The sequence below is a fragment of the Virgibacillus flavescens genome (genome assembly GCF_050574275.1).
Lineage (GTDB): Bacteria > Bacillota > Bacilli > Bacillales > Amphibacillaceae > Virgibacillus_F > Virgibacillus_F flavescens.
The window spans coordinates 55944-69160 of the sequence record NZ_CP192260.1 but is presented as its reverse complement, the minus strand read 5'-3'; the positions used below and the strand labels follow the sequence as shown (position 1 = coordinate 69160).

The window sequence follows — 13217 nt, the reverse complement described above, 5'->3', positions numbered from 1 at the left end:
TTTATATCTATTTACAGTGTACCCTTTTTGACCAGTAAATAAGCAAAAGCACTGTGCATGCACAGTGCTTTTGCCTTGAATGTTTACAGAATTCCCAGTGATCCAAGGAAAACAATAATAATTGTTACCGGTACTATCCAGCGCATTAGCTGGAACCATAATTGATAGGGACCTTCAGATAACGAATTACTTAAGTGAAATTCCTTTTTCATTAATTCCTTATTCATTTTAAATCCAATAAAGAATGCAATCAGTAAACAACCACCAGGTAACAAAATATTACTTACAAGGAAGTCACTTGCATCAAACACAGTAAGATTTACGATTTTAAAGTTTGCAAGTGTACTTGATGAGAGAGCTGCAGGGATACCTGCAAAAAAGATAACAAGACCAGCTATCGCTGCCACTTTTTTACGTGAACGATTTTTCTTAGCCGTAAAAGCTGACGTTATAATCTCAAGCATACTAAACGAAGAAGTTAAAATCGCAAACAGGAACAATAATAAAAATAAGCTTAAAAAGACTTCACCGAAAGGCATTTGTGCAAAGGCAGCTGGTAATACCATGAACAGAAGACCTGGACCTTCAGTTGGCTCCAGTCCAAATGAGAATACGACTGGGAATATAGCAAGCCCTGCCAGCAGGGATACAATTATATTCATAAGTGAAACAGAACCGGCAGCCATAGGAAGGCTGATATCTTTCCCTAAATAGGAACTGTATGTAACCATTACAGAGAACCCAACCGCTAGCGAGAAGAAAGATTGACCCAGCGCATATAATACGTTTTCACCAGTTATCTTAGAGAAATCTGGCTGAAGGAAGAAACGTAATCCTTCCATTGACCCCTCGAACGTCACTGCCCGAATTACTAATACTATAAAAAAGATAAATAATAATGGCATTAAAATTTTACTTGTTTTCTCAATTCCGTCTTTGATACCAAATGAAACGACAATAACATTGATCAGAATAAATACTGCAAGTCCAATAATTGTAACTAGCGGATTGCCAGTAATTGCTCCGAAAAGCCCTTCATAATTTGTACCTTGTTTAATAATCATACCTGGAATCGACAACGCACAATAAATAAGTACCCAACCACCTACAACACTATAAAAAGACATGAGCAGGAACGATCCGAAAACACCCCACTTGCCTATAATGGACCATCCGCTCTTAGGAGCCAATACCTTATATGCACTTATTGCTTCCTTCTGTGAACCTCGGCCGATAATGAATTCAGCAATTAATAGTGGTAAACCTATTATAATTGTGAAGCCAATGAAAAGTAAAAAAAAGGCGCCGCCACCGTTCATCCCTGTCATATATGGAAACTTCCATATTGCTCCAAGTCCAATTGCTGCTCCTGCTGATGCTAAAATAAATCCTATCTTTGATGACCACTGATCTTGTTTTTCACTCATAATTGACCTCCTTCTTTTCATATTTCTAATAAAAATACCACGTTCTTACAATGATGTACAATAACAACTAAGAACATGGCGAAAATTATTATTTATATTTTGGTGCGGATATCCCAAAGTTCCGGGAAAAAATAATGATCCAAGACTTTCTTTAAATATCCAACGCCTGATGAGCCCCCTGTACCTATTTTATGCCCGATGATTCTCTCAACTGTTTTCATATGACGGAATCGCCACTGCTGAAAGGAGTCTTCCACATCCACCAGTTTTTCGGCTAGCTGATAAAGCTCCCAGTTATCTTCCACGTTCTTATAGACTTCAAGCCATGCAGCTTCAACCGATTCATCCTTCTGATATGTTTCGGAAAAATCACGATTTAGAATATCTTTATTTATCGTAAAGCCATTACGGTCAAGCGCTTGAATTGCTACATCATAAAGCCCCGGTGCATGGTATGCTTCCTCAAGGATCGCGTGGAGTTCAGGATCTTTTTTATAAATATCCAGGATGAAATGTGTCTTATATCCCAGAACAAACTCGACCAGTCGGTATTGGTACGATTGAAAACCAGAAGCATTCCCCAGTTTGTCACGAAATTCCATATACTCTGCAGGAGTCAACGTTGATAGTACATCCCATGCTTGAATAATTTGTGTTTGAGTTTTCGATACACGTGAAAGCATTTTAGAAGATGATTTAAGATCATTTTGCTTAATAGCTTCAATTGCTGCCTGAGTCTCATGAATAATTAGCTTTAACCACAGCTCACTGACCTGATGTATGATAATAAACAGCATTTCGTCATGATGGCTGGACAAGCGCTTTTGGCTCGCAAGCAGGGTATCTAACTGCAGGTAATCGCCATACGTCATTTTTTCGATAAAATCTGTATGGATGCCTTTCTCTTTTTTAAACGTTTCATTTTCATGTTCTTTCGTCAAAAAAATTACCTCCTTATAATGTGTGTTTATGATTAATCAATTGGGTCCAGTGGAAAACGAGCCACTCTGGCGGAAGTACGATCCGAGTTAGTGGAAATACCGTCCGAGCATAATCCCAACCCGTCGCCGATTAATCTACTTTTCGCAGGACCGCCCGGACTGGACTGCCGTCAGATCCCTGTATGGCAAGTGGTAATGCAATTAATTCATAGTTTCCCTGTTCAACATTATCCAGCATTAAGTTTTCAAGAATATAAATGTTTTCCTTGTATAACGCGTGGTGAGTGGCTAAGTCTTTGCTGTCCACTGCATCAACTGATGGCATGTCCACCCCAAGCAGTTTTACACCTTTATCTGCCAGAAAGTTAGCGATACGTGGATCAAGTTTTGGAATTGTGTCTGGGAACCGAGTTGGGTCGTTCGGCAAAGCAGTTCTTAATAATACACGTTCTACTCCATCAATTGGGAAGTTTGATAGTGTTTCTACTGTAATTTCATTTACATGGCTGACGTCCAGAACCATAGCATCCCCAATATATAAATTAACATCAAGCTGGTCAATGGTCTGGCCTTTGTCATCATAATGGTATGGAGCATCTACATGTGTGCCTGTATGCACGCTTGTGGTTATTTGTCCGATATTTACTGAGCCGGTATCCTTTTTTTCTGCTGTTAGTGAATAGGAAAAGGGAATGTCCCCAGGCCAGTGAGACATATCATTTGTCAGTGGTTGTGAAATATCTATCCATTCGTGTCCCATTAAGCAATCACACCTCGTTTATTTTCATATTTTTTATACCGTTCTTCTTGCATAATTGTTTTTAAAATCTGAACTGTTTCCCATACTTCTTCAAATGTATTATACAAAGCAACTGGTGCTAGGCGTATTCCGTTTGGTGTGCGGAAATCAGGAACGACTTTGTCTGCTTTTAATGCTTTACATATTCTCGCCGCTTCGCTGTGCTCGAGAAATATATGTCCACCGCGTGTTGCATCATCTTGCGGGTTAGCTATTGTAAAATTATACTCGCCCAATTCCGCTTCGATAAGTTCCATTAAATAGTTCGTTAACTGCAGTGATTTTTTGCGGACACGATCAATACCTGCCTCCTGGAAAATATTTAACGAGCCGAGAAGTGGTGCAGCACTAAATACATGAGGCGTTCCAATCTGATAAGCACCTGCATCTGCAGCAGGGGTGAGTGTGTGTGACATATCAAATTGTTTCTCCTTGGAGGAACTGAACCATCCGGCGAGTCCTGGTTCATTGCCAAAATGCTTTTTGTTTACATATAGTCCCGCAACACTTCCTGGACCACCATTCAAGTGTTTATAATTACACCAAAATGCAAAGTCAGCACCCCATTCAGATAAGTGGTGAGGAACAGATCCAATCGAATGGCAAAGGTCAAAACCGATGACGATCCCACGGTTATGCGCTTCTTTTGTCAATTTTTCCATGTCCAGTATCTGACCACTTCGATAGAGAACACCAGGGAGCATAATTAATGCTATATCCTCCGTCATAGCGTTAATAATATCTTCTGTTTCTAATGTGTTTCCATTTTTGCTTTTGACCTGAACGAGATGGTCACTAGGGTCGTAGCCTTTTAATTTTAATTGACTCTTTAACGCGTAAATATCAGATGGAAAGTTTAAAGCGTCTGCCAAGATCTTAGTGCGAGATCCACTAGGCTGATAAAAGGTAGAAACCAGCTGATGCAGGTTTGTCGTTGTTGATCCGGTAACAATAACTTCTTCACTATCTGCACCAATCAAAGGTGCTGTCATTTTTCCCAGTTTTTCTGAGAGATAAAACCATGGTTCATCACCATCAGTCCAGCCATCAATTGCATGTTTCTTCCATGAATCCATTAGATGTTCTAGTGATTGCTGTGCTTGCCTTGATGGTAAGCCTAATGAATTTCCATCGAAATAAATGGTATCTGCAGGGATGTAAAAGTTATTTCTGAACGACTTTAATTCATCCTGATTATCCATTTGCTGTGCATATGCTTTTTCTGTATTCAAATCAGTGCACCTCATTCTATTTTAATAGGTAGTTAATTAAACTATATATATTCACAGTTGAAGTGTCAAAAGGAGGCAGCAGGTGCGCATGGATTTTTAAGAGGAAAAGGAATTATTTATGTTTATAAGGAATACTGTAGTAGTTGTGAAGTGTAAAAGAAGTTAAAAAAACTAAAATTTATAAACAATTGCAAATCTTGAAACAGTGATTTATACTTAAACTAGTATCTTGAAATACTGTTTCATTAATTGAAATAGGGGTGAAATAATGACGTTTGTTTCAGAAAAAATAAACACGTTACCGCCTTATTTATTTTCCGAATTTCAACGAAAGAAGCAGGAACTCGAGAAAAAAGGAATCGATGTAATTGATCTTGGAATCGGATCACCAGATCTACCTACTCCTGACTTTGTTATTGACCGTCTGGTCGAAGAAGTAAGAAAGCCATTAAACCACCGTTATTCGAATTATAGCGGCATACAGGAATTTAAGCAGGCTGTTACAAACTTCTATAAAAAACACTATGATGTCGAACTTGACCCAGCAACAGAGGTGTTAGCCTTAATTGGCTCAAAAGAAGGGATTGCTAATTTAGTGCAGGCAGTAATCAATCCAGGTGATCGTGTATTAATTCCTAATCCCGGATATCCGGTATATCGAACAGCGGTTCATTTAGCAGGTGGAATCAGTGTGGATATTCCATTAGATGCACAGAATTCGTATCAGCCACTGTATCAGCAAATTTCAAAGCGTGATTTAGAAGCAGCGAAGCTAATGTTTCTAAACTATCCAAGCAACCCTACCGCTGCAACTGTGGATTACAACGTATTTATGAAAGCGGTTTCATTCGCCAAGGAAAACAAAATAATTGTCGCGAACGATGCTGCATACGACCTGGTTACGTTTAACGGATACAAGGCTCCAAGTATTCTGCAGATACCTAATGCAAAGGATAGTGCTGTTGAATTTGGTTCCTTATCCAAAAGCTTTAACATGACCGGGTGGCGTATTGGTTATCTGGTAGGAAATAAAACCATAATCAGAGCGCTATCAACCTTGAAAAGTAATATAGATACATGTCAGTTTCTTCCGATTCAATTAGCAGCTGCTACAGCACTAAATAGTGATTTATTTGCTGTAAAGGCAAATAATGCAGTTTATCAGGAACGGATGGAAAGGCTGCATGACGCATTAAACAAGATAGGATTAAAGGCGGATAAACCAAAAGGGACCATATTTATTTGGGCGAAGGTACCTGAAGTTCACACTTCTGCTTCGTTCTCGGATCTTATGCTGAGCAAGGCAGGAGTAATTGTTACGCCAGGATCTGCTTTTGGAACTGCTGGAGAGGGTTATATCCGAATTTCCTTATCAGTCGCAAGTCACCGATTGGACGAAGTGGTAAACCGTATTAAAAGCCTAACATGGAGATGAGGTGAGTAAATGTTGTTACATAATAGCACGAAAATGACGGCTGCCCAGGCAATTGTAAAGTGTATGGAGATCGAGGGAGTTACGCATACATTTTGTGTACCTGGTGAAAGTTATTTGCCGCTGCTTGATGCGTTGTATGATTCTGAGTCTATAGAGGTTATTTCGGCAAGACACGAGGGTGGCGCATCGTTTATGGCGGAAGGGTATGCCAAAGCAACACTTAAACCTGGAGTGGTTATGGCGACGCGTGGTGTGGGTGCAGCCAACTTATCGATAGGCGTACATACCGCTTATCAGGATTCTACACCGATGGTCGTTTTTTTAGGTCAGGTGCACAGTGAGTTTAGAGGAAGAGAAGGTTTTCAGGAAGTGGATTTAGACCAGTATTTCAAGCATATTGCAAAATGGTCTGTCGAGATTAACAACCCTGCACGCATGCCGGAACTCGTTCAACGAGCTTTTCGAATCGCAAAGACAGGAAGACCCGGACCGGTAATTGTATCACTCCCGGAAAATGTGCTGCCTGCTGAAGCAGTTATGTCTTTTGGCCCCCAAGCAACTAAGGCGAGGCCAAGTCCTTCTGACGAAGAAGTGTCGAACGTAATGCGGTTGCTTGAAGAAGCTTCAAACCCATTAATTATCGCTGGTGGAGGAATTAAATCCTCGCGAGCAGAAAAACACTTGCAGCATTTTGCTGAAAAGTTTTCAATCCCTGTAATCGCCGCTTTCAGACGGCATGATGTTTTCCCGAATAATCATCGTTTGTATTGCGGGCATTTAGGTTTAGGGACAAACAAAGAAGTTCTGCAAACAGTTAAAGATGCGGATGTCATCGTGGCAATAGGTACGAGACTATCAGAAGTAACTACACAGGACTACAGCATTATAACGTCAGAGAAAAAACTGGTTCATATAGACATAGATTTTGAAGCATTAGGCAGAGTATTTGCCCCTGATATAGGGATTGTTGCGGATAGCAGTGAAGCTTTGTCAAAGTTAACGCAGCTGGATTTCACCAGCCCGTGGATACAGTGGGCGAATAAAAGACATGAAGCTTATGCTCATGTAAGTGATTTGAATGTGACAAGTGAGGATGTGATTAATAAACAGGTCATAGACGTATTGGAAAAAAAGCTACCAAAAGAGGCCGTTCTAACAAATGATGCTGGTAACTTTGCAGGGTGGCTTCACTCATTTTATCCATTTACGATGCCGCATACGTATGTTGGCCCCACATCCGGAGCCATGGGATACGGCATGCCGGCAGCACTGGGGGTAAAACTTGCATCGCCTGAAAAAACCGTGGTATCCCTTTCTGGTGATGGTGGTTTTATGATGACCGTACAGGAACTTGAAACTGCGGTAAGAAATAAGCTGGCAGTAATTTGTCTGGTTTTTAATAACAATATGTATGGCACCATTCGGATGCATCAGGAGCTCCATTATCCTAAAAAAGTCATCGCAACGAATCTGGGTGAAGTTTCTTTTGCCAAACTTGCTGAGAGTGTTGGCGCAGATGGATTTACCGTAACAAAGATAGACGAATTTGAAAGTGCCCTCGAACAGGCACTTCATAATAAGGGGCCGTCTGTAATAGAAATAATAACAGACGCAAAAAACATCTCGGTTTCCTCAACAATTGAACAATTGAGGAATCGATCAAACACGTAATCTATTAACTTTATATAGATAATAATTTTTAGGAGGTAATCAATATGGCAGAAACATTATTACAAGTAAAAAGACTAGCAAACTATATCGGGGGCGAATGGGTGGAAGCAAGCGAAGAGACCACTCCAGTTGTAAACCCAGCAACAGGTGAAACAATCGTAGAAGTTCCGCTTTCAGATGAATCGAGTGTAGATAACGCAGTAAAAGCAGCAGCAAAAGCACAAAAGGAGTGGGCTTTGGTTCCAGCGCCAATGCGCGCAGAGGTTCTTTATCGTGTGGGAAATATTATGAAAGAACGCAAAGAGCGACTTTCACAGTTGTTGACGATGGAAAATGGAAAGGTAATTGAGGAAGCGCGTGGAGAAGTCCAAGAGGGAATCGATATGGCCTATTATATGGCTGGTGAAGGCCGCAGAATGTTTGGCCAAACCACACCAGCTGAGCTGAAAGATAAATTTGCGATGAGCGTTCGTGCGCCAATTGGAGTGGTTGGCTTAATCACTCCGTGGAATTTTCCAATTGCGATAGCCACATGGAAATCATTCCCGGCAATCGTGGCTGGAAACGGTGTTGTATGGAAGCCTGCTACTGAAACACCAATAATGGCATACGAGCTTGCCAAAATATTCGAAGAAGCGGGTCTGCCGAAAGGTGTCGTAAACGTTGTATTTGGATCCGGTTCAACGGTCGGAAATGCGATGGTAGATCATGATGGAATCCGAGTAATTTCATTTACAGGGTCTAATGATACAGGTCGCAGTATAGCTGCTAAATGCGGTCAGCAATTGAAAAAGGTTTCACTTGAAATGGGTGGAAAGAATGCGGTAATTGTAATGGATGACGCTGATCTGACTTTAGCGGTAGAAGGTATTTTGTGGAGTGCCTTTGGAACGAGTGGACAACGATGTACGGCATGCAGTCGCGTAATTGTCCATGAGAATGTTAAAGAGGAATTGGAAAGCAGACTACTAGAGGAAATGAAAAAATTAACGATTGGAAATGGTTTGGATGATTCGGTTAAAGTAGGTCCAATTATAAATAAGGCTGGGCTCAATAAAATTAAAAAATACATGGAAATTGGTAAGGATGAAGGAGCGAAATTACTTGCGGGTGGCCATGTACTGGACGAAGGTGAGCACCGTCAGGGGAATTATTTTGCACCAACATTATTTTCCGATGTAAAACCTGATATGCGGATAGCACTTGAAGAAATTTTCGGGCCGGTTGTTTCTCTTATCCCAGTAAAGAGTTTTGAGGAAGCAATCGAAGTCAATAACAGTGTGGAATATGGATTATCAAGCTCCATATTTACAAATGACGTCAACCAAGTGTTTCGAGCACAGCGAGATTTGGATACAGGTATTGTTTATGTGAATGCTGGTACTACTGGTGCTGAAATTCATTTGCCATTTGGCGGAACAAAAGGCACTGGTAATGGACATAGAGATTCAGGCGTTCAAGCGCTGGATGTATTTACCGAATGGAAGGCCATTTATGTTGATTACAGTGGGAAATTACAACGTGCTCAGATTGATGTGGAATAACTAGGATAGTAGTTTACTAAATTCACACGGGGAGTGATTGGGATGAAGATAGGTGTATTAGGTTCTGGTTTAATGGGAAAGGAAGCTGCACGTGATTTAGTATTAAATGAAGAAGTAACTTCTGTTGGTCTGGCGGATATTGATTTTAAGCGCGCCCAAAAGATTTGTGATCAGTTAAACTCACCAAAGTTGACTGCCTACCAAGTCAATGCAAATGATGCAGCAGATCTTGCTGACTATATGAGCAAATTTGACGTGATTATCAATGCATTGTTTTATTCCTTTAATGAAATAGTAGCAAAAACCGCTATTCAGGTTGGCGTCAGCTCCGTGGATCTGGGAGGACATATTGGCCATATGACAGACAAGGTTCTGGCACTTCAACATGAAGCGAAATCTGCAGGAGTAACGCTAATTCCTGATTTAGGTGTAGCACCAGGTATGATTAATATCCTGTCAGGACATGGCGCTGGAAAACTGGATAAATTGAACGCTATTCAACTGTTTGTTGGTGGGATTCCAGTGAAACCAGAGCCTCCATTTGAATACAATCATGTATTTTCGATGGAAGGTGTACTTGATCATTACACGGATCCGTCATTGATAGTCAGAAATGGAATAAAGCAGGAAGTGGAATCGTTAACCGAAGTAGAGACAGTATACTTTGAAAAATTTGGACCGCTTGAGGCATTTCATACATCTGGCGGGACCTCAACACTGTCACTCTCATACCCATCCATTGAAACGCTTGAATACAAAACGATTCGCTATCCCGGCCATGCTGAGAAATTCAAGCTATTGGTTGATCTGAATTTAACTCGATTGAATTATGAGGTAGAAGTAAATGGACAAAAAATAAGTCCGCGTGAAGTTTTATTAAAAGTACTTGATCCAATTGTTGACTTAAAAGATAAAGATGATGCTGTTTTATTACGTGTAAAAGTTTCAGGTGAAAAAGATGGAATCCCGACAACTTTTGAATACGAAATGACAACATTTAAAGACAGGGAAAATAACGTAACAGCTATGGCCAGAGCAACAGCAAATACAATTTCAGTTGTGGCACAAATGATAGGAAATGGTACCATTTCTTCGTCTGGTGTATACCCTCCGGAACAAATAGTTCCTGGTGACAATTACATCAAAGAGATGGCTAAACGCGGCGTCAAGATAGTTGAAACGGGGAATACCAACAAATCAGAAGTTAGAGTTTAACATAAATCAGTTACTGATTATCTACCAGTAATGCATATCAACAGAATTATGTTCAATCAGCCTGCACTATGATAGTGTAGGCTAATTTTCAAACTACTTGTAGGGAGAAAAAAATATGAATCAAAGTGTAATCAAAGCAGTTAAGCTACTTGACTTATTTACCGAGGATATACAGGAACTGCCGTTAAGAGAAATCGCATCACGAGCGAATATTCCAAAACCAACTGCTTACAGATTGCTATCTTCATTAGTAGCATGCGGATTTTTACAAAAATCACAGAATGAATATGACAGTAGCTATAAACTTGGACTTAAATTACTTGAGCTTGGAAATTTAGTTTCTAATCGATTGGAAATAAGAGAAATTGCTTTGCCATTTATGGAACGGCTAGCCCAGGAAATTAATGAAGTGGTGCATATCGTAATAGCTAATCAAAACGAAGCAACCTATATTGAAAAAGTAGACAGCAGTCGTGCGATTCGGTTATACACCCGCATCGGAAAGAGTACGCCGTTGTATATTGGCTCAGGTCCCAAACTTTTACTGGCTTTTATGGAAGAAGAGAAACAAAAGGAAATTTTAGGTGCGCCGAATCTATATGTTATTAGTGATCAAAATCAGATTAATAAAAGTAAACTTCGTAACGAACTGCTGGCTATTCGTCAGGAGGGATACGCATATAGTATAGGTGAACAGGACTCGGAAACGACAGGGATTTCATACCCTCTATACAATTATAATGGACAAGTAATCGCTGCGTTGACCGTCAGTGGTCTTTCCAGTCACTTTGAAGGCGAAAATCTGCAGGTGATTAAATCACATACAAAACATACAGCAGATAGCATTTCTGAAAAGCTCGGTTTTCAATGAAGGAGGATCTGTCATGATGTATACCGTTTTTATTGCAGGACATGCCAAATTACCCGCCGGAATGGCTGCAAAGAGTGTATATGATACCTTAACCATAACTGCTGAAGTAGATAAAAAATATGGTGTCATCGTTACTGCCAGCTGCACACTGGCGACGATCCATGGGCGCGAATTTGTCGAGCAGCTATTAAGAGGATACAGCTTGAAGGACGGAATTGATACGCCGGTAGAAGAGTTGAGAATACATTATCTGGGCAAGGCAGGTAATGCATTAATTTCAGCATTGAAAGACTTATATAAACAATATGAACTATACACTCATACATGAAAATGCCCTCCCAAGGAAAGCCTGGAAGGGCATTTTTAACAGCAATTAATCTAACGATATAGAAATCAATTTCATTTCCAGAAACTCATGCATGCCATGGTGCCCACCTTCTTTACCCAGTCCTGACTGCTTTATGCCGCCAAAGGGTGCTTCAGGAAGAGAAGGGAAGACATCGTTAACGCCTACTATACCATATTCAAGTCGCTCCGATACCCGTAATGCCACGCTGGTACTTTCTGTGAAAATGTATGCGGCTAATCCATAATCGGTATCGTTAGCTTTTTCAATAACTAATTCTTCATCGTTAAATGTTTGAATTGGAAGAACAGGACCGAATGTCTCTTCGATCATAATAGTCATATCATCTGTTGCGTCTGAGAGGATGGTTGGCTGATAAAAGTAGCCTTCCATATCCCCACTCCATTTACTGCCACCCGTTACTATATTGGCACCTTTCTCAACTGCATCATCGAGGTGTGCCTGTACTTTTTCAGCAGCACTTTCATTAATTAGAGGTCCGAGATCCGTATCGTCAATAAGGCCGTTACCGATTTTTAATTGATTTATTTTATCAGCAAGCATATTCGTGAATTTCTCTGCAACCGACTCATGAACATATAACCGATTTGCACATATACAAGTTTGCCCGTTATTTCGAAATTTACTTCCTAATGAAAGTTCTGCAGCCTTCTCAATATCAGCATCCTCAAAAACTATAATAGGTGCATGCCCGCCAAGCTCTAATGATAATTTTTTCACGTGATTTGCACTTTCACGCATCAGATATTTTCCAACTTTTGTCGAGCCGGTAAAGGTTATTAAGCGAACTTCTTTACTCGTTAAAAATACATTACCAATTTCCTGTGCATCTCCTGTCACTAGATTAACAACACCTTTTGGTAAGCCCGATCGTTCTAAAATCTTTACAATTTCAATCGCTGAAATTGGTGTTTCCGGAGAAGGCTTAAGTACGACCGTGCATCCAGCAGCAAGTGCTGGGCCAATTTTTCTTGTGATCATCGATGCCGGAAAATTCCATGGTGTAATTGCTCCAATAACGCCTATCGGCTGAGGTACTACCATCAGGCGTTTGGATTTAACTGATGAGGGGATCAACTCCCCGTATCCACGACTGGACTCTTCTGCATACCACAATAAAAAGTTAGCGGCGCCCTTAATTTCGCCGACAGCCTCTTTAAGCGGTTTACCTTGCTCTATAGTTAAAATTTTTCCCAGGCGATCTGCTTCATCCATCATGATTTGGGAAGCTTTGTATAAAATTTGTGAACGATTGCGGCCAGTCGTTTGTCCCCATGTTTTGAATGCTTCAGATGCTGCCTGTACAGCTCTTTCAGTTTCGTCTGTACCACCATAAGAGACTTCACTTATAGCATCGAGTGTTGCAGGATTGTAAACCATTTCTGTTTTACCCGTGTCAGCACCTTGCCAGATCCCATCTATAAAAATACTATCAATTTTTTTAGCAATCATTCTATTTCCCCCTTGTATTCTTATCGTGGCTACTGAAAAAGTTACATGTGGTACAAAATAAAGTGGATCCGCGATCGTATCTTCGAATATACGGAGCGCACCTAAGGGCACGGCTACAGCTTCCTCGGATAAGCAAAAATCGCTTTCCTGCTTAGATCTTCAGCTCGCGCTGTTCCCGCAGGAGTCTTCGTATATTAGAAGATGCTAAGTAAAGGTGAAAAGATAGAATTTTATTATTCACCACTTTTTCAGTAACCTCTATT

11 protein-coding genes are annotated in these 13217 nt (G+C 40.5%); 6 read left to right on the top strand and 5 right to left on the bottom strand.

The genetic code is table 11. The features are described from left to right. Window positions 1–83: 83 nt before the first annotated feature. From VBD025_RS00310 to kynU, 4 genes are all read right to left on the bottom strand, one after another. The gene (locus VBD025_RS00310; protein ID WP_430788199.1) at window positions 84–1427 is read right to left on the bottom strand and encodes a sodium-dependent transporter; all 1344 of its coding nucleotides are present in this window, start codon (window positions 1425–1427) and stop codon (window positions 84–86) included. A gap of 92 nt (window positions 1428–1519) precedes the next feature. After that, complete coding sequence (gene kynA, locus VBD025_RS00305) at window positions 1520–2368, bottom strand: tryptophan 2,3-dioxygenase (protein ID WP_430788197.1); 849 nt, start codon at window positions 2366–2368, stop codon at window positions 1520–1522. Between the two features lie 130 nt (window positions 2369–2498). After that, the gene (gene kynB / locus VBD025_RS00300; RefSeq protein WP_430788195.1) at window positions 2499–3128 is read right to left on the bottom strand and encodes an arylformamidase; all 630 of its coding nucleotides are present in this window, start codon (window positions 3126–3128) and stop codon (window positions 2499–2501) included. Further along, window positions 3128–4414, bottom strand: coding sequence for a kynureninase (gene kynU, locus VBD025_RS00295; protein ID WP_430788193.1), 1287 nt, complete (start codon window positions 4412–4414; stop codon window positions 3128–3130). Before kynU ends, kynB begins: the two co-directional genes overlap by 1 nt. 253 nt (window positions 4415–4667) lie before the next feature. On the opposite strand from kynU, the gene VBD025_RS00290 reads away from it, so the two are divergent. From VBD025_RS00290 to VBD025_RS00265, 6 genes are all read left to right on the top strand, one after another. Then, on the top strand, window positions 4668–5834 hold the full coding sequence (locus VBD025_RS00290) for an LL-diaminopimelate aminotransferase (RefSeq protein ID WP_430788191.1): 1167 nt from the start codon (window positions 4668–4670) through the stop codon (window positions 5832–5834). Between the two features lie 9 nt (window positions 5835–5843). Beyond that, complete coding sequence (locus VBD025_RS00285) at window positions 5844–7505, top strand: thiamine pyrophosphate-dependent enzyme (protein WP_430788189.1); 1662 nt, start codon at window positions 5844–5846, stop codon at window positions 7503–7505. Between the two features lie 44 nt (window positions 7506–7549). Then, complete coding sequence (locus VBD025_RS00280) at window positions 7550–9049, top strand: aldehyde dehydrogenase family protein (protein WP_430788187.1); 1500 nt, start codon at window positions 7550–7552, stop codon at window positions 9047–9049. A 42-nt stretch (window positions 9050–9091) separates the two neighbouring features. Next, on the top strand, window positions 9092–10264 hold the full coding sequence (locus VBD025_RS00275; RefSeq protein ID WP_430788185.1) for a saccharopine dehydrogenase family protein: 1173 nt from the start codon (window positions 9092–9094) through the stop codon (window positions 10262–10264). A 115-nt stretch (window positions 10265–10379) separates the two neighbouring features. Beyond that, on the top strand, window positions 10380–11135 hold the full coding sequence (locus VBD025_RS00270) for an IclR family transcriptional regulator (RefSeq protein WP_430788183.1): 756 nt from the start codon (window positions 10380–10382) through the stop codon (window positions 11133–11135). Window positions 11136–11151: 16 nt separating this feature from the next. Next, on the top strand, window positions 11152–11463 hold the full coding sequence (locus tag VBD025_RS00265; protein WP_430791196.1) for a DUF3870 domain-containing protein: 312 nt from the start codon (window positions 11152–11154) through the stop codon (window positions 11461–11463). A 45-nt stretch (window positions 11464–11508) separates the two neighbouring features. On the opposite strand, the gene VBD025_RS00260 is transcribed toward VBD025_RS00265, so the two are convergent. Further along, window positions 11509–12954, bottom strand: coding sequence for an NAD-dependent succinate-semialdehyde dehydrogenase (locus VBD025_RS00260; protein ID WP_430788181.1), 1446 nt, complete (start codon window positions 12952–12954; stop codon window positions 11509–11511). Between the last annotated feature and the right edge of the window lie 263 nt (window positions 12955–13217).

Excerpts from the sequence above, each read along its gene's own strand:
- VBD025_RS00285 (WP_430788189.1), top strand. The coding sequence starts at position 5,844 with ATGTTGTTACATAATAGCACGAAAATGACGGCTGCCCAGGCAATTGTA.
- kynB (WP_430788195.1), bottom strand. The coding sequence starts at position 3,128 with ATGGGACACGAATGGATAGATATTTCACAACCACTGACAAATGATATG.
- VBD025_RS00270 (WP_430788183.1), top strand. The coding sequence starts at position 10,380 with ATGAATCAAAGTGTAATCAAAGCAGTTAAGCTACTTGACTTATTTACC.
- VBD025_RS00290 (WP_430788191.1), top strand. The coding sequence starts at position 4,668 with ATGACGTTTGTTTCAGAAAAAATAAACACGTTACCGCCTTATTTATTT.
- VBD025_RS00265 (WP_430791196.1), top strand. The coding sequence starts at position 11,152 with ATGTATACCGTTTTTATTGCAGGACATGCCAAATTACCCGCCGGAATG.
- VBD025_RS00280 (WP_430788187.1), top strand. The coding sequence starts at position 7,550 with ATGGCAGAAACATTATTACAAGTAAAAAGACTAGCAAACTATATCGGG.
- VBD025_RS00260 (WP_430788181.1), bottom strand. The coding sequence starts at position 12,954 with ATGATTGCTAAAAAAATTGATAGTATTTTTATAGATGGGATCTGGCAA.
- VBD025_RS00275 (WP_430788185.1), top strand. The coding sequence starts at position 9,092 with ATGAAGATAGGTGTATTAGGTTCTGGTTTAATGGGAAAGGAAGCTGCA.
- VBD025_RS00310 (WP_430788199.1), bottom strand. The coding sequence starts at position 1,427 with ATGAGTGAAAAACAAGATCAGTGGTCATCAAAGATAGGATTTATTTTA.
- kynU (WP_430788193.1), bottom strand. The coding sequence starts at position 4,414 with ATGAGGTGCACTGATTTGAATACAGAAAAAGCATATGCACAGCAAATG.